General features: G+C 64.7%; 18 protein-coding genes. 11 read left to right on the top strand and 7 right to left on the bottom strand.

Annotated features, from left to right (window positions below; translation table 11 throughout):
- The first annotated feature begins 206 nt into the window (after positions 1 to 206).
- The 5 genes from ftsY to G7026_RS10050 all read left to right on the top strand — a co-directional run bounded on the left by ftsY (position 207) and on the right by G7026_RS10050 (position 5014).
- Positions 207 to 1622: a signal recognition particle-docking protein FtsY gene (gene ftsY, locus G7026_RS10070; protein ID WP_181070637.1), complete on the top strand. Its 1416-nt coding sequence runs from the start codon at positions 207 to 209 to the stop codon at positions 1620 to 1622.
- The gene (ftsE, locus tag G7026_RS10065) at positions 1619 to 2287 is read left to right on the top strand and encodes a cell division ATP-binding protein FtsE (RefSeq protein WP_181070636.1); all 669 of its coding nucleotides are present in this window, start codon (positions 1619 to 1621) and stop codon (positions 2285 to 2287) included. Before ftsY ends, ftsE begins: the two co-directional genes overlap by 4 nt.
- Positions 2287 to 3312, top strand: coding sequence for a permease-like cell division protein FtsX (gene ftsX, locus G7026_RS10060; protein WP_181070635.1), 1026 nt, complete (start codon positions 2287 to 2289; stop codon positions 3310 to 3312). The genes ftsE and ftsX overlap by 1 nt, the downstream gene beginning before the upstream one ends.
- Positions 3313 to 3424: 112 nt before the next feature.
- Positions 3425 to 4279 (top strand): RNA polymerase sigma factor RpoH, encoded by an 855-nt coding sequence (gene rpoH, locus G7026_RS10055; protein ID WP_138406878.1) that lies wholly within the window; start codon positions 3425 to 3427, stop codon positions 4277 to 4279.
- Positions 4280 to 4348: 69 nt separating this feature from the next.
- On the top strand, positions 4349 to 5014 hold the full coding sequence (locus G7026_RS10050) for a hypothetical protein (protein ID WP_181070634.1): 666 nt from the start codon (positions 4349 to 4351) through the stop codon (positions 5012 to 5014).
- Here G7026_RS10050 and G7026_RS10045 read toward each other — a convergent pair.
- Positions 4950 to 7541, bottom strand: a complete 2592-nt coding sequence (locus G7026_RS10045; protein WP_181070633.1) for a CHASE domain-containing protein — start codon at positions 7539 to 7541, stop codon at positions 4950 to 4952. The genes G7026_RS10050 and G7026_RS10045 overlap by 65 nt on opposite strands.
- Entirely contained in the window at positions 7541 to 8269 is a 729-nt protein-coding gene (mtgA, locus tag G7026_RS10040) for a monofunctional biosynthetic peptidoglycan transglycosylase (RefSeq protein WP_181070632.1), read from the bottom strand. The genes G7026_RS10045 and mtgA overlap by 1 nt, the downstream gene beginning before the upstream one ends.
- Before the next feature lie 133 nt (positions 8270 to 8402).
- Between mtgA and G7026_RS10035 the strand changes: the two genes are divergently transcribed.
- The 5 genes from G7026_RS10035 (at position 8403) to G7026_RS10015 (ending at position 12274) form a co-directional block, all read left to right on the top strand.
- Positions 8403 to 8774, top strand: coding sequence for a DUF423 domain-containing protein (locus G7026_RS10035; protein WP_181070631.1), 372 nt, complete (start codon positions 8403 to 8405; stop codon positions 8772 to 8774).
- Between the two features lie 113 nt (positions 8775 to 8887).
- Positions 8888 to 9088, top strand: a complete 201-nt coding sequence (gene thiS / locus G7026_RS10030) for a sulfur carrier protein ThiS (RefSeq protein WP_181070630.1) — start codon at positions 8888 to 8890, stop codon at positions 9086 to 9088.
- Between the two features lie 57 nt (positions 9089 to 9145).
- Positions 9146 to 9940, top strand: a complete 795-nt coding sequence (locus G7026_RS10025; protein WP_181070629.1) for a thiazole synthase — start codon at positions 9146 to 9148, stop codon at positions 9938 to 9940.
- Positions 9941 to 10003: 63 nt separating this feature from the next.
- Positions 10004 to 10723, top strand: coding sequence for a tRNA (guanosine(46)-N7)-methyltransferase TrmB (gene trmB / locus G7026_RS10020; RefSeq protein WP_181070628.1), 720 nt, complete (start codon positions 10004 to 10006; stop codon positions 10721 to 10723).
- Between the two features lie 216 nt (positions 10724 to 10939).
- On the top strand, positions 10940 to 12274 hold the full coding sequence (locus G7026_RS10015) for a DUF1329 domain-containing protein (protein ID WP_181070627.1): 1335 nt from the start codon (positions 10940 to 10942) through the stop codon (positions 12272 to 12274).
- 62 nt (positions 12275 to 12336) lie between these two features.
- Here G7026_RS10015 and arcC read toward each other — a convergent pair whose 3' ends face one another.
- The 4 genes from arcC to arcD form a co-directional block, all read right to left on the bottom strand.
- Entirely contained in the window at positions 12337 to 13263 is a 927-nt protein-coding gene (gene arcC, locus G7026_RS10010) for a carbamate kinase (protein ID WP_181070626.1), read from the bottom strand.
- A gap of 45 nt (positions 13264 to 13308) precedes the next feature.
- A complete protein-coding gene (locus tag G7026_RS10005) occupies positions 13309 to 14319 on the bottom strand; it encodes an ornithine carbamoyltransferase (protein ID WP_181070625.1) in 1011 nt (336 codons plus the stop codon).
- Positions 14320 to 14369: 50 nt separating this feature from the next.
- A complete protein-coding gene (arcA, locus tag G7026_RS10000; protein ID WP_181070624.1) occupies positions 14370 to 15626 on the bottom strand; it encodes an arginine deiminase in 1257 nt (418 codons plus the stop codon).
- 100 nt (positions 15627 to 15726) lie between these two features.
- Positions 15727 to 17154 carry an arginine-ornithine antiporter gene (gene arcD / locus G7026_RS09995; protein WP_181070623.1) on the bottom strand — a complete coding sequence of 476 codons (1428 nt, stop codon included), beginning with the start codon at positions 17152 to 17154 and terminating at the stop codon, positions 15727 to 15729.
- Positions 17155 to 17334: 180 nt separating this feature from the next.
- Here arcD and G7026_RS09990 point away from each other — a divergent pair, with 180 nt between their 5' ends.
- The gene (locus tag G7026_RS09990; protein WP_308811776.1) at positions 17335 to 17697 is read left to right on the top strand and encodes a DUF5064 family protein; all 363 of its coding nucleotides are present in this window, start codon (positions 17335 to 17337) and stop codon (positions 17695 to 17697) included.
- A 6-nt stretch (positions 17698 to 17703) separates the two neighbouring features.
- Here G7026_RS09990 and G7026_RS09985 read toward each other — a convergent pair whose 3' ends face one another.
- A complete protein-coding gene (locus G7026_RS09985) occupies positions 17704 to 18027 on the bottom strand; it encodes a DUF3392 domain-containing protein (protein ID WP_181070622.1) in 324 nt (107 codons plus the stop codon).
- Between the last annotated feature and the right edge of the window lies 1 nt (position 18028).

Here is an 18028-nt window from a genome sequence, read left to right as displayed (position 1 = left end):
AATGCGCGGTCATGGTAAAGGTGCGAGCGCACCAGGCAAAGGGCTGCGGCGAGGTGACGCCGGAACATGCCGGCGCCGATGGCGTCATACCAGGCGCGCTGGTCGAGGCGCGCTTAGCGCTGGCGCCCGGTGAGGTGCTAGGATATTCCCCCCATTTGGCCAGCAGCGCGCCTGCTGGTGTTTCGCCCTTTGAGAAAGTCTTCTCCATGTTTGGTTCCAACGACGACAAGAAGACGCCGGCCGAGGCCGGCGAAAAGAAAGGCCTGTTCGGCTGGCTGCGCAAGAAGCCCGAGGCGCCCGCGGCAGAACCTGTCGAAACGCCGCAGGAAGATTCCGGCGAGCAGCTCGATGCCCCGGCGGCCAACGTTCAGCCGCAAGAGTCCCTGCAGGCCGAGCCGACCCCGCTGGCCGAGCCTGAGCGTTTTCCTGCGCTCGAGTCTGAAACCGCGCCGGAGCCGCAAGCCGAGACGGAACCGGTTTTCGAGCCAGAGCCCGAGCTGCCCGTCACGCCAGTGCCCTCGGTCAAGGCCGAAGCCGAAGCCCGTTCGGGTTTCTTCGGCCTGTTCAAAGGCGGCGAGCCGAGCGCACCTGCCGAGCCGTCCGAGCCGCCAATCGAGGTCGTTGAACCCCCCGCGCCGAGCGAACCGTTGCCCAGCGAGCCAGAGCCCGTACCGGCGGCGCAGCCCGAACCCACTCGGGCAGGTTTCTTCGCGCGCCTCAAACAGGGCCTGTCGAAAACCAGCGCCAGCCTTGGTGAAGGCATGGCAAGCCTGTTTCTCGGCAAGAAAGCGATCGACGACGATCTGCTCGAGGAGCTGGAAACGCGGCTGCTGACTGCCGACGTTGGCGTCGAGGCCACCACCGCCATCATCCAGAACCTAACCCGTCGCGTGGCGCGCAAGGAGCTGGCCGACAGCGGCGCGCTCTACAAGGCTCTGCAGGAAGAGCTGGCGGCGCTGCTCGCGCCGGTCGAACAGCCGCTGCAGATCGATTCGGCCAAACGGCCCTATGTGATTCTGGTAGTGGGCGTGAACGGCGTCGGCAAGACCACCACCATCGGCAAGCTGGCCAAGAAGCTGCAGCGCGACGGCAAGAAGGTCATGCTCGCGGCAGGCGATACCTTCCGCGCGGCGGCCGTCGAGCAGTTGCAGGTGTGGGGCGAGCGCAACAATATTTCGGTAGTCGCGCAGCACACGGGTGCCGACTCCGCCTCGGTGATCTTCGATGCGGTGCAGGCGGCCAAGGCGCGCGGCATCGACGTGCTGATCGCCGACACCGCCGGACGTCTGCACACCAAGGACAACCTGATGGAGGAGCTGAAAAAGGTCCGTCGGGTGATCGGCAAGCTCGACGAGACCGCGCCCCATGAGGTGTTGCTGGTGCTCGACGCCGGTACCGGACAGAACGCGATCAACCAGACGCGTCAGTTCAACCAGGCGGTGGAGCTGACCGGTCTGGCGCTGACAAAACTGGACGGTACCGCCAAGGGCGGCGTCATCTTCGCCCTGGCCAAGCAGTTCGGCACACCGATCCGTTACATCGGTGTCGGCGAGGGGATCGACGACCTACGCACCTTCGAGGCGCAGGCCTTCGTCAGCGCGCTGTTTGCGGAGCGTTCATGATTCGCTTCGAGCAGGTCGGCAAGCGCTACCCGAACGGCCATATCGGTCTGCACGAACTGTCATTCCATGCGCAGCGTGGCGAATTCCTCTTCGTCACCGGGCATTCCGGCGCTGGCAAGAGCACCCTGCTGCGCCTGTTGTTGGCCATGGAGCGCCCGACCACCGGCAAGCTGCTGCTGGCCGGCCAGGACCTATCTCGGATCACCAATACACAGATCCCGTTCTTGCGGCGCCAGATCGGGGTGGTGTTCCAGAATCACCAGCTGCTGTTCGATCGCACGGTGTTCGACAACGTGGCGTTGCCGCTGCAGATACTCGGGCTCGGCAAGCGCGAGATCGGCCAGCGGGTCATGACGGCGCTCGAGCGCGTCAGCCTCAAGGACAAGGCGACCCAGTACCCTGCGGACCTCTCCACCGGCCAGCAGCAGCGCGTCGGTATCGCTCGCGCCGTGGTGCACCGGCCAGCCCTGTTGCTGGCCGACGAGCCTACCGGCAACCTCGATCCGCGCCTGGCTGCGGAGATCATGGGCGTGTTCGAAGACATCAACCGGCTGGGCACCACTGTGTTGATCGCCAGCCATGACCTTGCGCTGATCGCCCGCATGCGCCACCGCATGCTGACGCTGCAGCGCGGCCGCCTGATCGGTGATGGGGAGGCCAGCTGATGAGCGCTACACCTGATCGCAAGGCCAGGGCGTCCAGCACCGCCGAACGGGTGGGCGGTTCGGCCAAGCCGAGCAAGCCGCCGAGAAATCCGGACGAACCGGACTTCAAGGCGCTGCTGCATGCCTGGCTCGAAAGCCACCGTGCCAGCCTGGTCGACAGCCTGCGCCGACTCGGCAAGCACCCGATCGGCAGTTTCTTCACCTGTCTGGTGATGGCCGTCGCCCTGAGCCTGCCGATGGGGCTGGCCCTGTTGCTGGATAACGTCGAGCGGCTTGGCGGTTCCTGGCAGCGCGCGGCGCAGATCTCGCTGTTCATGCAGCTGGATGTCGACAGCGCCGCGGGCGAGTCACTGAGAGCCGAGATCGGCGCCATGCCCGACGTCGATGAGGCGCAGTGGATCAGCCGCGAGAGCGCCCTGGAGGAGTTCCAGCAGCTGTCCGGTCTTGGCGAGGCGCTCAAGGAGCTGCCCGACAATCCGTTGCCCGGGGTGATCCTTGTGACCCCCCATGAAGTCGACAAGGACAAGCTCGAAGCCCTGCGTCAGCGGCTGGCCGAGATGCCGGGCGTGGAACAGGCGCAGCTGGACCTGCTGTGGGTCGAGCGCCTGAGCGCGATCCTCAAGCTGGGCGACCGCTTCGTGTTCGGTCTGACGTTGCTGTTGGTCGCCACCTTGCTGTTGGTTATCGGTAACACCATTCGCCTGCACATCGAAAACCGTCGCACCGAGATCGAAGTGGTCAAGCTGGTGGGCGGCACCGATGGTTATGTGCGACGTCCCTTCCTCTATATGGGCGCGCTCTACGGGCTTGGTGCCGGTTTGCTGGCCTGGTTGGTGCTGGCCTATGGACTGGGCTGGCTGAACGAGGCCGTGGTACGGCTGGCCGGCCTCTATGGCAGCGATTTCGGCTTGTCCGGCGTGCCCTCGGGCGATGGTTTTTCTCTGGTGCTGGGCGCGGTGCTGCTCGGCTACATCGGTGCCTGGCTGGCCGTTGCCCGTCATCTGAGCGAGCTGGCGCCTCGCTGATAACTTATTGATATCGTTGCGCTTATTTGGCGTGGCGCGGAACTTTTCCACAGGCTTGCAGTCCCATGGCTCAATGCTAAACTGCTGCAGCTTCGTGAGTTGGAGGATCTGCATGACAACTTCACTGCAACCTGTTCACGCACTTGTCCCGGGGGCGAACCTCGAGGCCTACGTGCAGACGGTCAACAGCATTCCGCTGCTCACCGTCGAGCAGGAGCGCGAGCTGGCCGAGCGCCTTTATTACGACCAGGATCTGGATGCCGCTCGGCAGATGGTGCTCGCGCACCTGCGTTTCGTCGTACATATCGCGCGCAGCTACGCCGGCTATGGCCTGGCTCAGGCGGATCTGATCCAGGAAGGCAACGTCGGGCTGATGAAGGCGGTCAAGCGCTTCAATCCCGAGATGGGTGTGCGCCTGGTGTCTTTTGCGGTGCACTGGATCAAGGCCGAGATCCACGAGTTCATTCTGCGCAACTGGCGCATCGTCAAGGTGGCGACCACCAAGGCGCAGCGCAAGCTGTTCTTCAACCTGCGCAGCCAGAAAAAGCGTCTGGCGTGGCTGAACAACGACGAGGTCACCGCGGTGGCCGACAGCCTCGGCGTGGAACCCCATGAAGTGCGCGAGATGGAAAGCCGCCTTACCGGTCACGACATGGCGTTCGACCCGGCGGCCGATGCCGACGACGACAGCGCCTATCAGTCGCCAGCGCACTATCTGGAAGACCATCGCTACGACCCTGCGCGTCAGCTCGAGGACGCCGACTGGAGCGACAATTCCACCTCCAGCCTGCACGAGGCGCTCGAGCGGCTCGACGAGCGTAGCCGCGATATCCTGCAGCAGCGCTGGCTCAGCGATGACAAGGCGACGCTGCACGATCTGGCCGCCAAGTACAACGTTTCGGCCGAGCGCATACGCCAGCTGGAAAAGAATGCGATGAATAAGCTCAAGGGCTCCATCCAGGCCTGATCGCCGCATCCGTTAAAGGGCCGCCCGGACTCCGTCCGTGGCGGTCCTTTTTATTTGTCCGGAGTTGCCATGCCCAGGCTGCCGTTTCGTCCTGCCCACCTGTTGTTCTTCGCGCTGCTAGGGGTGTCCTGTTTCGCTCTCGGGCTCTGGCTGGCCTTTTCCCGCCAGGCCGTGCCGGTGGCCTGGTTGGCCGAACTGCACGACCCGCTACTCGAGCCGATGGCGGCCGGGCAACTGACCCTGCAGCGCCTGCGTGAGCAGGCACCGGGGGGCGAACTCTGGGTGCAGCGCGAAGGGGAGCGGATCGTGCTGAGCTATCGCGCGCGCCTTGCCGCGGCGGACATATCGCTCGGCCTCCAGGGTAAGCTCCAACTCGACGACAAGGAGCGCGCCGGCCTGGCGCAGGCGAGCGGTGTGGATGATTCGCCCAAGCTGCTCGCCGACACGCTGATACAGGCGATGTCGGCACGGCAGCTGGTCGATATGATCCTGATGCCCGCCGAGCCGGTCGAGGCCCGCGACCTCGTCGCCAGCCTGGGCGAGCCGCGAATGCGCTACGCGCTAGGGCAGGGCGAAGGCTGGTTCTATCCGCAGCGGGGCATGACCCTGCTGGTGCGCGACGGGGCCCTGAGCTGGTTGCGGATCACGCCGCGTGCCGCGCTCGGCGACGTCAGGGGGAAGGAGCTGTCGACTGCCGCGCCCGCTCGACTGCAGCCAGCAGCTGAGCGTCGCTGATCGGCTTGTGCAGCCAGATGATGCCGGGCTGCGACTGTTGCTGGTCGAGGCTGTTGGCGGCGGAGATGACGATGATGGGAAGGTCGCGCGTGGCCGAATGCTCGCGCATCTCGTCGATCAGTTGGTGACCGTTGCCGTCCGGCAGATGCAGGTCGAGAGTCACGGCGAGGTACTGCGCCTCGGCCAGCTTCTCCCGTGCCTGGTGCAGGCTTTCGACACGGTCCACGCCGTAGCCGGCATTGCGCAGCATCATGTGCAGCAGGCGACCGGTGTCCGGTTCGTCCTCGATGACCAGTAGCCGTGGCTTGTCGCTGCCGTGTTCCTGGGCGGGGTCGTCGAGCACTGGAAGCTCGCACCAGAAAGTCGTTCCCTGGCCCACCACCGACTCGAATCCCAGGCAGCCGCCCATGCGCTCGACCAGCTCCTTGCTGATCGCCAGGCCCAGCCCGGTACCGCCCTTTTCGCGGCTGTCGGAGCTGTCGGCCTGGGCGAACTTCTGGAAAATCCGCTGGCGGAAACTGTCGGGTATTCCTGGTCCCTGGTCGATGACGCTGATGCGTACCAGGCCCTCGTTGACGCTGCTTTTCAGGTGGACCTCACCGCCCTGCGGCGAGAACTTGATGGCGTTGGAGAGAAAGTTGGCGAGTACCTGCTGCAGCCGCAGGCCGTCGACCCAGACGCGCGCCGCGCTGGTGTCCGTTTCCAGCGTGCAACGCACCCCGTGTTGGGCGGCGAACGACTGGTTGCTGGCCAGCGCCTCTTCCAGCAGGTCGCGCAGTGGGTATTCGCGGCGGTTGAAGCTCATCTTGCCGGCCGCGATCTTTTCCATGTCCAGCAGGTCGTTGATCAAATGCTTCAGTCGCAGGCTGTTGCGGTGGGCGATCTCCAGCAGCTGTTGCATGGGGGCAGGGATTGCGCCGAGCACGCCGCCATTGATCAGGCCCAGGGCGCCGGCGATGGAGGTCAGGGGCGTGCGCAGCTCGTGGCTGACCGTGGAGACGAACTCATTCTTTAGCTGTTCGACGCGCTTGTGCTCGGTCAGATCCATGATGGTGCCGCTCACGCGCTGCGGCTTGCCCTCGCTGTCGCGCTGGACATAGCCGCGCACCAGGACCGGCACCACCTGGCCGTTGCGATGTTGCAGGCGCAGCTCGCTGGTGAAGTGTTCGCGTTGCGATTGCAGCGTCTGGCTCAAGCGTTCCTTTTCTACGCCCAGGTCATCCGCCACCATCATCCGCTCCCACAGCCCCATGTCCGACTCGAGTTCGCCGGGGTGGTAGCCAAGCATCTGCATGCTGCGCGGGGACGCGAAGAAGGTGCCGGTCTGCAGGTTCAGGTCCCACAGGCCATCATTGCTGCCCTTGAGCGCCAGTGCGAGGCGCTCTTCGCTCAGGCGCAATTCCCGTTCGTTCTGCCGGATCTGCTCGGTCATCTGTCGGGCCAGAGCCTCGGCCCGGCTGCGGCGAACGGTCAGCGAGGAGGTAAGCAGGAACAACAGCGCGCTCAGGCCAATGCAGAGGATTACCAGCAGCGCCTCGTTGGCGTGGAAGGCGTTTTCGAATTCGGGCTGGCTGTCCAGGCGCAGTGTCCAGATCTGGCCGTAGAGGCGGATGTGCTGCAGGCTGCTATAGCGCGGGTTGTGCTTGCCGGTCCGGTTGGTGGCGAAGATCAGGTCGTCGGGTTCCTCGCTGTCGCCGGAATAGATCGTGAGGTTGAGCTTCGGGTCGGCCGGTCCGAGGATGCCTCGCATCAGATCGCTGACCCGGTAGGGGCTGTAGACGACGCCGATCAGCGCGTCCATGCGCTGCATCGGCAGCGCCAGCGGCATGCCGGGGCGGTAGACCGGCACGTAGAGAAGGATGCCGGCCTGCGTACTGTCCGGGGTTTCCTGCCGCAGGGTGACCTTGTCGGTCACGCTGGCCAGGCCCAGCTCGGCGGCGCGCAGCAGCGCACGCTGACGTACCGGCTCGGAAAACATGTCGTAGCCCAGCGCCACGGTGTTGCGGTCGATGAAGGGCTCCAGATAGATCACGCTGATGTACAGCGGCCGCTCGCCCGGCGGATGGATGTCATAGTCGGGAAAGCCTTCGGCGCGCATGCTCTGGACGTGCGCGGCGCGCTCCTGCTGGCGCACCACCTTGCCGAAGCCAACCCCCTGTATGCCGGGGTAACGCGTGGTCAGCTGCAGGCGCTCGACATAGCGATGCCACTGATCGCGGTCGACTTCTCCGCTGGCATCGAAAAGGCCTGCCGCGCCGAGCAGGATCTGCTCGTGGTTGACGAGGCGCTGCTCGATGGCCTCGGTCACCTTGTTGGCGAGCATCTGGAACTGCTCCTGCGCCGCGCGGCTTTCGTTGCCGCGCAGGTTCTGCAGAATGATCATCTGCACCAGCAGGGTGAACGCCAGAACCAGCCAGGCGAGCGCGTTTCGCCTATGCAGCAGGCGTTTCAGTCCGCGGGGCTCGGGCACTGGCTGCGGGCCCGAGCCCCGCGGCAGACCGTGGCGCTCGATGGGGTTGTCCGCCATTACAGCCACGACGGCCACCAGTCCGGGCGCTCGCTTTCAAGGCGCGTCAGGTAATGGCTGCCGCCGAGCTGGCGTATCTGCTGACGGATCCAGCTCGCGCGGCGGATGATGTAGGCGCTGGGCCTGCCGGCGCTCCACTGGCGCGGGTTGGGCAGCACCGCAGCGAGCTGGCTGGCCTGCTGGGTCGACAGGTAGGGCGCACCGACGTTGAAGTGATGCCGCGCCGCAGCTTCGGCGCCGAAGATGCCGTCGCCCCATTCGACGCTGTTGAGGTAGACCTCTAGGATGCGTTGCTTCGGCCAGAGGAGCTCGATCAGCGCCGTGAACCAGACTTCGAGCCCCTTGCGTGCCCAGCTGCGGCCGGACCAGAGAAACAGGTTCTTGGCCACCTGCTGGCTCAGCGTGCTGGCGCCACGCAGCGAGCCGCCCTGCTCGTTGTGCTCGAACGCCGCGCGGATCGCGGCGACGTCGAAGCCCCAGTGATCGGCGAACTTCTGGTCCTCGGCCGCGATGACAGCCATTTTCAGATCGTCCGGCAGCTCCGTCCACGGACGCCAGGTACGCTGCAAGTCGAGGCTCTGTTCGCCGCTGAAAGATTCGATCTTGCGTTCAATCATCAGCGCGGTGAACGGTGGGGGAATCCAGCGCAGGGCCAATACCAGCACGACCGACAGGGCGGTCAGCCAGAGCAGCAGTTTGACGAGGCGGCGGAGCACGGTCCGAAGCATGAGGGAGAATCGGCTTCCTTGGGTCGGGGCATTATACCGGTGACGCACCGCTGGCTGACGTGTCGAAGATTGCATGACAGGGCGGGCGCGTCCGATCATTACATTTTTCGCCAACTTTACCGAGGCCGATCGAATGACCCGACTCCTGTTGATGCTCGCTGCCTTCTTCGCCATGACCGGTGTGGCGCTCGGTGCATTCGCCGCCCACGGCCTGAAAAACCGGCTCAGCAGCGATTACCTCGCTGTGTTTCAGACCGGTGTGCACTACCAGTTGATTCACGCGTTGGCCCTGTTCGGTGTCGCCCTCCTGGCGCTGCATCTACCGGGCCGGCTACTAGGCATCGCCGGCGGGCTGTTCGTCCTGGGTATCGTGCTGTTTTCCGGCAGCCTGTATCTGCTGACGCTGAGCGGCATCGGCAAGCTGGGCATGATCACCCCGCTGGGCGGCGTCAGCTTTCTCGCGGGCTGGGCGTGCCTGATCGTCGTCGCCTGGAGAATGACCTGATCTATGCCGTGAGATCATGGGCCATCAACCGCGTGACGAATGACTGTAGGTTCGTCTTTGGTCGCGAACCGGGTTCGCGTAGAATGGCGGGCCCTTCCGACAGTGATCAGACCATGCGGATTCAATTGAATGGCGAGCCTTTCGAGCTCGCACGGGGGCAGACCGTAGCCGATCTGTTGCAGCACCTCGAGCTGACCGGTCGGCGCGTTGCGGTCGAACTCAACCAGGACATCGTGCCGCGCAGCCTGCATGCCGAGACGCCGTTGAGCGAAGGTGACCAGGTCGAGGTCGTGCACGCCATCGGTGGCGGCTGAGTCGCCCACGCGTCCCGTCCAGATCGCTCGCCGCAACCCGTACACGAGAGGCTCCCAATGACCCCAGTTCCCCACGACAAGCCCTTTACCCTTGCCGGCCGTACTTACCAGTCGCGCCTGCTGGTGGGCACCGGCAAATACAAGGATCTCGAGCAGACCGGCGCCGCTATCGCGGCCTCCGGTGCCGAGATCGTCACGGTCGCGGTCCGCCGCACCAACATCGGGCAGAATCCGGGCGAGCCGAACCTGCTCGATGTCATCTCTCCGGAGCGCTACACCATCCTGCCGAATACCGCCGGCTGCTACGACGCCACCGAGGCGGTGCGTACCTGTCGCCTGGCGCGCGAGCTGCTGGACGGGCACAACCTGGTCAAGCTCGAAGTGCTGGCCGACCAGAAGACCCTGTTTCCCAACGTGATCGAGACCCTCAAGGCGGCCGAAGTGCTGATCAAGGACGGCTTCGACGTGATGGTCTACACCAGCGACGACCCGATCATCGCTCGCCAACTGGCCGAGATGGGCTGCATCGCGGTGATGCCACTGGCCGGTCTGATCGGCACGGGTCTTGGGATCTGCAACCCCTACAACCTGCGCATCATTCTCGAAGAAGCTACGGTGCCGGTGCTGGTCGATGCCGGCGTGGGCACCGCCTCGGATGCCACCATCGCCATGGAGCTCGGTTGCGAGGCGGTGCTGATGAACAGCGCCATCGCCCACGCGCAGAATCCGGTGCTGATGGCCGAGGCGATGAAATACGCCATCGAGGCAGGGCGCCTGGCTTACCTGGCCGGTCGCATGCCGAAGAAGCTCTATGCCAGCGCTTCTTCTCCCCTCGATGGCTTGATCAACTGAACGGGGCCCGGCCGACCCTGTTTACGGCCGGGACGCCGCATTTTACGAACGTGCAGGACATCCATGAGCGATATGCAGCAACCCTCCGGCGAACCGACCGGACAACGCCCGATGCGCACCGTCAAGAGCTTCGTCATGCGCGCCGGCCGTACCACGGTCGGCCAGCAGCGCGCGCTTGAAGAGGGTTGGCCGCGCTTCGGTCTCGAACTGGAACAAGGGATGCAGGACTTTTCCCAGGTCTTCGGGCGCACGGCGCCGCTGACCTTCGAGATCGGCTTCGGCATGGGCCATTCCACGCTGGAAATGGCGGCAGCGGCGCCCGAGCAGGATTTCATCGGCGTCGAAGTGCACAAACCGGGCGTTGGGGCGCTGCTCAGCGGCCTGCTGGCGCGCGAGATGAACAATGTCCGGGTCTACAGCTGCGATGCGCTGGAGGTACTGCGCACCTGCGTCGCCGATGCGAGCCTGGACCGGGTTTTGCTGTTTTTTCCAGACCCCTGGCACAAGAGTCGCCACCACAAGCGGCGTATCGTCCAGCCCGCCTTCGCGGACCTGGTGCGACAGAAGCTCAAGGCCGGGGGCGTGCTCCATATGGCGACCGATTGGCAGCCCTATGCCGAGCACATGCTCGAGGTGATGAACGCGGTGGCCGGCTACCGCAACCTGGGTGACGAGGACGGCTTCGTCCCTCGGCCCGAGGAGCGACCGGTGACCAAGTTCGAACGCCGTGGCGAACGCCTCGGGCATGGTGTCTGGGACCTCAAGTTCCAGCGCACCGAGTAAGCGTAAGAAATGAGAGGACGTCAAACTCTGCGTCCGACGAGAGCCGCACAACGGCCATAGGGATGAATCCGCGCGGCGATCGAGACAGCACCCACTCGTCTCGACGCCAGCGGCCGCCAGGAAGGCGCGCCCAACACAACGCTTACCACGGCTGCTCTGCCATTCCGGCAGCGGCACGAAGCAGCGCCCGGACCGCGCTGCAAGGAGTAAAGGACGATGTACAGAAAGATTGGAATTCTGTTGTTGATGGCCTGCGTCGGCCAGGCTCAAGCCAAGGTCGATAGCGCCCAGGCCGCTCGCCTGGGGCAGGATCTGACCCCACTGGGTGCCGAACGGGCGGGTAACGCCTCCGGCACCATCCCGGCCTGGACCGGCGGCGTGCAGTCTCCGGCCAGCTATTCGAGCGGCATGCATCACCCTGATCCTTTCGCCAGCGATGCGCAGCTCTACCGGGTCGACCGAGGCAACGTTGGCCAGTACGCCTCGCTGCTGCCCGAAGGGTTGCGTGCCCTGGTCGAGCGCTATCCTGAGTTCTACCTGCGCGTGTTCCCGACCCGCCGCAGTGCTTCGGCACCGCAGCGCATCTATGACGCCACGCGTCTCAACGCCGTCAATGCGGAGCTGATCGCCAACGGAAACGGCATTCGTGGGGCGTCGGCGGGCATACCCTTCCCGCTGCCCCAGGACGGTACCGAGGTGATCTGGAACCACATCCTGCACTACAAGGGTGAGCAGATCCGCATCATCAACAACCAGGCGGTGGTGATCAACGGCAACCCGCATTACATCAAGCGGGATCGGCTGGTCTACAGCGTCTACAACCGAGAAGGCATGACCGAAGACAGCCTGGACAATACCCTGCTGTACTACAAGTACAAGGTGACCGCCCCGGCGAAGTTGTCCGGTACCGCGTTGGTGGTTCAGGATACCCTCGATCAGGTCATGGCGACCCGCAAGGCATGGCGCTACAGCCCTGATGACCGCCGCGTCCGGCGTCTGCCCTCGCTGGCCTACGACTCGCCGCAGCCGGACACTAGCGGTCTGGCCACGGCCGACGTAGTCGACTCGTTCAACGGCGCGCCGGATCGCTATGAATGGCAGCTAGTGGGCAAGCGCGAGATGCTGATGCCTTACAACAGCTATGCCGTACACCAGAAGGGCATCCCCTACAACGACATCGTCAAGTCCAAGACGCTGAACCCGGAGCTGCTGCGTTACGAGTTGCACCGTGTATGGGTTGTCGATGCGACCCTGCGGCCGAGCTTCAAGCACACCTATGACCGGCGTCGCTTCTATATCGACGAGGACAGCTGGCAGATCCTGGCGGTGGACCTCTACGACCAGAATGGCGAGCTGGTCGGGCTGCAGGAAAGCCATCCGATCAACTACTACGAGGTGCCGATGTTCGCCAGCACCCTGGAGACCCTCTACGACCTCAAGCGGGGTAACTACTTCGTCGACGGTCTGGACAACAACGAGCCGATGTACCAGTTCGACGTGAAGCTGCAGCCGCGCGATTTCTCGCCCCAGGCGCTGCGCCGCGACAACTGACCGAGGCTTTGCCGTCACGAAAAAGGGGTGCCACCGGCACCCCTTTTTCGTTGGCATCGTCCCTAGGTCAAAGACGACTCCGCTGCCAGGCTGACCCGCGTTCCGGCCCGGCCCTGCGCGATCGCCTCGATATCACCCAGGGAACCGATCACCGCGACCTTGCCGGTGTTGCGGGCGAACTCGCAGGCCGCCTGCACCTTCGGCCCCATCGAGCCGGCAGCGAAACCCAGGCGTTCCAGCTGGTCGGGATGGGCCTCGCCGATGCGCCGCTGTTCTGGTGTTCCCCAGTCCAGGTAGGCGCCATCGACGTCGGTTGCGATCACCAGCAAATCCGCCTCCAGCTGTTCGGCCAGCAGGGCCGAGCAAAGGTCCTTGTCGATCACCGCCTCGATGCCGTGCAGTTGTCCGTCCTGGTCATACACCGTAGGGATGCCTCCGCCCCCGGCGCATATCACCACGCTGCCTTTTTCCAGCAGCCAGCGGATCGGCCTTATCTCGAAGATCCGCTTCGGCCGCGGGCTTGGGACCACCCGACGGAAGCGGTCTCCATCGGCGGCGATGCTCCAGCCTTTCTCGCGTGCCAGGCGCTCGGCTTCCTCGCGGCTGTAGACCGGCCCGATCGGCTTGCTGGGATGCTCGAAGGCTGGGTCGGCGGCGTCCACTTCCACCTGGGTCAGAAGCGTGGCGAAGGGCACCTCGAAGGGCAGCAGGTTGCCCAGCTCCTGCTCGATGATGTAACCGATCATGCCCTCGGTTTCCGCACCGAGGACATCCAGCGGATAGGCAGGCACATCCGAATAGGCCGCGCCCTGCAAAGCCAGCAGCCCGACCTGCGGGCCGTTGCCATGGGCTACGACCAGCTCGTTGCCCGGCGCGATCCGGGCGATCTGGGTGCAGGCGGCCCTCACGTTCTCGCGCTGGTTATCCGCGCTCAGCGGCTCGCCTCTGCGAAGCAGGGCATTGCCACCCAATGCGACGACGATACGCATGCGGTCTTCCTCCTGTGCGCGCCCGAAACTCCGGGCGCCGGATGCTCAGATGTCGGCGAGGGTCGAAACCAGGATCGCCTTGATGGTGTGCATGCGGTTCTCGGCCTGCTCGAAGGCGATGCAGGCTGGCGACTCGAATACCTCTTCGGTCACCTCGATGCCGTTGGCCAGGTGCGGGTACTTGGCCGCGATCTCCCCACCGATCTTGGTCTCGCTGTTATGGAAGGCCGGCAGGCAGTGCATGAACTTGCTGCGCGGGTTGCCGGTGGCCTGCATCAGCGCTGGGTTCACCTGGTAGGGCAGCAGCTGTTCGATGCGCTCGGCCCAGGCTTCGACCGGTTCGCCCATCGACACCCAGACGTCCGTATGGACGAAATCGACGTCCTGCACCGCTGCGCGCGGGTCTTCGGTGAGCAGCAGCCGAGCGCCGCTCTGCTCGGCAAAGGCATTGCACGCCTCGATGTGCTGCTCGTTCGGCCACAGCGCACGTGGCGCGGCGACGCGCACGTCCATGCCGAGCTTGGCACCGATCAGCAGCAGCGAGTTGCCCATGTTGTTGCGCGCATCGCCCAGGTAGGCATAGCTGATCTGGTGCAGCGGCTTGTCGCTGTGTTCGCGCATGGTCATCACGTCGGCCAACATCTGGGTCGGGTGATACTCGTCGGTGAGGCCGTTGTAGACCGGCACTCCGGCGTAGCGGGCCAGCTCCTCGACGATCTCCTGCTTGAAACCGCGGTATTCGATGGCGTCGTACATGCGCCCGAGCACCCGCGCGGTGTCCTTCATGCTTTCCTTGTGGCCGATCTGCGAGGAGTTCGGGTCGATGTAGGTGACGTTGGCGCCCTGGTCGTAGGCGGCGACTTCGAAGGCGCAGCGGGTACGGGTAGAAGTCTTCTCGAAGATCAGCGCGATGTTCTTGCCCTTGAGATGCTGGCGCTCGGTGCCGGTGTATTTGGCGCGCTTGAGGTCGCGGGACAGATCGAGCAGGTAGCGCAGCTCGCGCTCGCTGTGGTGCATGAGGCTGAGCAGGCTGCGGTTGTGAATATTGAAAGCCATGAGATGGGTCCTCCGAATGTGGGACTTGCCGGGACGAGGCCCGGCGGTGATCAATAGTCCAGGGCGTCGCGCACGATCGGGCAGGTCATGCAGTGGCCGCCGCCACGGCCCCGGCCCAGTTCGCTGGCACTGATGGTGATCACCTCGACACCGGCCTTGCGCAGCAGGGTGTTGGTGAAGGTGTTGCGGTCGTAGCCGATCACCACGCCGGGCTCGAGGGCGACCACGTTGTTGCCGTCGTCCCATTGCTCGCGCTCGACCTCGTAACTGTCGCCACCGGTCTCCACCACTCGCAGGGCCGGCAGGCCGAGGGCTTCGGCGACCACCTGGAGGAAGCTCGCGCCCTCGCGGCGCAGGTCGATGCCGCCCGGCTTGCTTTCGTCGGGGCGCAGGCTGAATGCCACGATGCCGTGCACGACTTCAGGGTAGATGGTCACCAGGTCGCGATCGCAGAAGCTGAACACCGTATCCAGGTGCATCGCCGAGCGCGAGCGCGGCAGGCCGGCCACGATCACGCGCTCGGCCGCGCCCTGGCTGAACAGGGACTGGGCCAGTTGGCCGATGGCCTGACGCGAGGTGCGTTCGCCCATCCCGATCAGGACCACGCCCTTGCCGATCGGCATCACGTCGCCGCCTTCGAGCGTGGCCAGGCCATGGTCGAGTTGGGGGTCGCCGTACCAGACCTTGAAGTCCTGCCCGAAGAAATGCGGGTGGAAGCGGTAGATGGCCGCGGTCAGCAGGGTTTCCTGACGCCGTGCGGTCCAGTGCATCGGGTTGAGCGACACCCCACCGTAGATCCAGCAGCTGGTGTCACGGGTGAACATCGTGTTGGGCAGCGGCGGCAGGATGAAGCTCGAGTGGCCCAGGTAATCACGGAACAGGCTGACGATCTCGCCGCTGTGGGTGCCGGGCAGATCGCTGCCCGAGACGCCGCCGATCAGGTATTCGGCGAGCTGTCTGGGTTGCTGCTCTTCGAGCCAGCTGCGCACTTCGTTCTGCAGACCGATGCCAACCTGGTTGGGGGTGATCTTGCGGTCGAGGATCCACTTCAGGGCTTCCGGATTGCTCACCGTCTCGGTCAGCAGGTTGTGCATTTCCAGAACCTCGACGCCCCGTTCGCGCATCTTGGTAACGAAGTCGAAATGGTCGCGCTTGGCCTGGTTCACCCACAGCACATCGTCGAACAGCAGCTCGTCGCAATTGGTCGGCGTCAGGCGCTGGTGGGCCAGGCCTGGCGAGCAGACCAGTACCTGGCGCAGTTTTCCGGCCTCGGAGTGGACGCCCAGCTTCAGGGGTTGCGGTGTCATGGCAGTACTCCTTGCAAGTCTTCGCACCGGTGGGGTGCTCGGTGGCTCTCCACCGCTTGTGGCTGTGGTCGAGCGTTGCTGGGGCAGCGGGCCCCATGGATCAGAGAGACAGGAATCCGTCGTACAGCCCGTAGGCAGCGATTGCCGCACCGACCAGCACCACGGCGAAGATCAGCTTCTCCAACGGGGTGAAAACCGGCTGGCCGAGCTCGCGCTTGGCCTTGGCGAAGAGCAGCGCACCCGGCGCATAGAGCAGGGCGGACAGCAGCAGGTACTGCATGCCGCCGGCATACACCAGCCAGAGCGCATAGAACGTGGCGATCGCGGCGGTCAGCAGATCCTTGCGCCGCTCCCCGGGCGCGTTCTCGTAGCTCTCGCCGCGCACGCCGAGCAGCAGCGCGTAGGCGGCCGACCAGAAGTAGGGCACCAGAATCATCGAGGTGGCCAGGTAGAGCAGGCTCAGGTACGTCGAGGCGCTGAACAGCGTGATGATCAGGAACAGCTGGATCAGCCCGTTCGACAGCCACAACGCGTTGGCCGGGACGTGGTTGGCGTTCTCCTTGCGCAGGAAGCTCGGCATGGTGTTGTCGCGGGCGCCGGCGAAGAGGATCTCGGCGCACAGCAGGGTCCAGGAGAGCAGGGCGCCGGCCAGCGACACCACCAGCCCGACGCTGATCAGCACCGCGCCCCAGCGTCCGACGACCTGCTCCAGTACGCCGGCCATGGACGGATTCTTCAGACCGGCCAGCTCGGCCTGGCTCATGATGCCCATCGACAGCACGTTCACCAGCACCAGCAGGGCCAGCACGCCGATGAAGCCGATCACCGTGGCCTTGCCGACGTCGCTACGCCGCTCGGCCCGCGCCGAATAGACGCTGGCGCCTTCGATGCCGATGAACACCCAGACGGTCACCAGCATCATGTTGCGCACCTGCTCCATCACGCTGCCGAGTTCGAGGTTGCCGCGGCCCCAGAAGTCGGCCGTGAACACGTCCAGACGAAAGGCGACCGCGGTGATGATGATGAACAGGACCAGCGGTACGATCTTGGCGATGGTGCTGATCAGGTTGATGAAGGCCGCCTGCTGGATGCCACGTAGGACCAGCAGATGGACGCCCCATAACACCAGCGAGGCCCCGATCACCGCTGGCAGGGTGTTGCCCTCGCCGAATATCGGAAAGAAATAGCCGAGGGTGCTGAACAGCAGGACGAAGTAGCTGACGTTGCCGATCCAGGCGCTGATCCAGTAGCCCCAGGCGGAGGAAAAGCCCATGTAGTCGCCAAAGCCGGCCTTGGCGTAGGCATAGACACCCGCGTCGAGATCCGGCTTGCGGTTAGCCAGGGTCTGGAAAACGAAGGCAAGGCTCAGCATGCCGACCGCGGTAATCGCCCAGCCGATGAGGATTGCGCCGGCGCTGGCGCTGGCCGCCATGTTCTGCGGCAGGGAAAAGATCCCGCCGCCGATCATCGAGCCCACCACCAGCGCCACCAATGCACTAAGTTTTAGTTGTTTCGAAGCCGTGGCCATGTCCTGTCTCCTTGATGGATCAACTGTAGCCATGACCATTGAATGCTGCCCGTTGAGAGGTGGTCATGATCCGTGTCAAGGAAGCTGCGAAGGGGCGGCGCGAAGATGAATTCAGTGGCCGGCATGCCGCGGCCGGCACCGTGGGGCGTCGCCCGGTGCGTCAACAGAGGAGGGGCGTTCGTGTTCAGACCTGGTCATGTAGAGGTCAGCCGGCCCGCGTCGGCTGGCTTTCCCGGCTATCACCTGATCCTCGACTATCACGTCGAGGGGGCCGAGCCGAAACCGGAGTGGGCCTGTTTTCACCTGCACGGTGTGGCCGACCAGACGCCAGTCGACGAGCGGTTCTCGATGCATCGCGATGTGGCGTTCAACTTCCTGCATCGCATCCGCCAGTGCCTGCTCCAGCATGGTGTGCATCTGCATACCGACGTGCTGTTCGGCTTCCATGCCGTCTACGACCCGCTTTTCGAGGACCTGCGCCACCAGCTGCACGGGATGCCCGGGGAGCCGGTGGACCTCGAACGCTTTCTCCGTGAGGAGTGAGGCGGGCTAGTTGCGGTCGGCGAGCACGCCGATGAGGAAGAAGATCAGCAGCAGCACCGGTGCCAGGCCATAGTTGTTCAGGTGGCCCAGGCCCTGCGCCACCCAGGGCGTCAGGAACACGATCGCCAGCCCGTAGCCGATGGCGCAGACCAGTACGAAGATCAGCGTGCGGAAGAAGAAGTTGAGGCCGCTCACCGACTTCCTCACCCAGGCGTTGATCGCCGGCCCGAAGAGCACGAAGAGGGTGGCCATGATGGCCAGCGAGATGTCGTAGAGGTGGCTGCGGCTCCAGCGCGAGACGGTGACGATGAGGTCGAGCAGCAGGTCCATG

Origin of the sequence: Stutzerimonas azotifigens, from assembly GCF_013522725.1 — a bacterium.
Taxonomy (GTDB): Bacteria; Pseudomonadota; Gammaproteobacteria; order Pseudomonadales; family Pseudomonadaceae; genus Stutzerimonas; species Stutzerimonas azotifigens_A.
Note: the sequence above shows the minus strand (reverse complement) of the source record. Positions and strands in the feature narration are given on the sequence as shown.

Bases quoted from the DNA above. Each gene is read 5' to 3' on its own strand.
- ftsY (WP_181070637.1), top strand. From the start codon at position 207: ATGTTTGGTTCCAACGACGACAAGAAGACGCCGGCCGAGGCCGGCGAA.
- ftsE (WP_181070636.1), top strand. From the start codon at position 1,619: ATGATTCGCTTCGAGCAGGTCGGCAAGCGCTACCCGAACGGCCATATC.
- ftsX (WP_181070635.1), top strand. From the start codon at position 2,287: ATGAGCGCTACACCTGATCGCAAGGCCAGGGCGTCCAGCACCGCCGAA.
- rpoH (WP_138406878.1), top strand. From the start codon at position 3,425: ATGACAACTTCACTGCAACCTGTTCACGCACTTGTCCCGGGGGCGAAC.
- G7026_RS10050 (WP_181070634.1), top strand. From the start codon at position 4,349: ATGCCCAGGCTGCCGTTTCGTCCTGCCCACCTGTTGTTCTTCGCGCTG.
- G7026_RS10045 (WP_181070633.1), bottom strand. From the start codon at position 7,541: ATGGCGGACAACCCCATCGAGCGCCACGGTCTGCCGCGGGGCTCGGGC.
- mtgA (WP_181070632.1), bottom strand. From the start codon at position 8,269: ATGCTTCGGACCGTGCTCCGCCGCCTCGTCAAACTGCTGCTCTGGCTG.
- G7026_RS10035 (WP_181070631.1), top strand. From the start codon at position 8,403: ATGACCCGACTCCTGTTGATGCTCGCTGCCTTCTTCGCCATGACCGGT.
- thiS (WP_181070630.1), top strand. From the start codon at position 8,888: ATGCGGATTCAATTGAATGGCGAGCCTTTCGAGCTCGCACGGGGGCAG.
- G7026_RS10025 (WP_181070629.1), top strand. From the start codon at position 9,146: ATGACCCCAGTTCCCCACGACAAGCCCTTTACCCTTGCCGGCCGTACT.
- trmB (WP_181070628.1), top strand. From the start codon at position 10,004: ATGAGCGATATGCAGCAACCCTCCGGCGAACCGACCGGACAACGCCCG.
- G7026_RS10015 (WP_181070627.1), top strand. From the start codon at position 10,940: ATGTACAGAAAGATTGGAATTCTGTTGTTGATGGCCTGCGTCGGCCAG.
- arcC (WP_181070626.1), bottom strand. From the start codon at position 13,263: ATGCGTATCGTCGTCGCATTGGGTGGCAATGCCCTGCTTCGCAGAGGC.
- G7026_RS10005 (WP_181070625.1), bottom strand. From the start codon at position 14,319: ATGGCTTTCAATATTCACAACCGCAGCCTGCTCAGCCTCATGCACCAC.
- arcA (WP_181070624.1), bottom strand. From the start codon at position 15,626: ATGACACCGCAACCCCTGAAGCTGGGCGTCCACTCCGAGGCCGGAAAA.
- arcD (WP_181070623.1), bottom strand. From the start codon at position 17,154: ATGGCCACGGCTTCGAAACAACTAAAACTTAGTGCATTGGTGGCGCTG.
- G7026_RS09985 (WP_181070622.1), bottom strand. From the start codon at position 18,027: ATGGACCTGCTGCTCGACCTCATCGTCACCGTCTCGCGCTGGAGCCGC.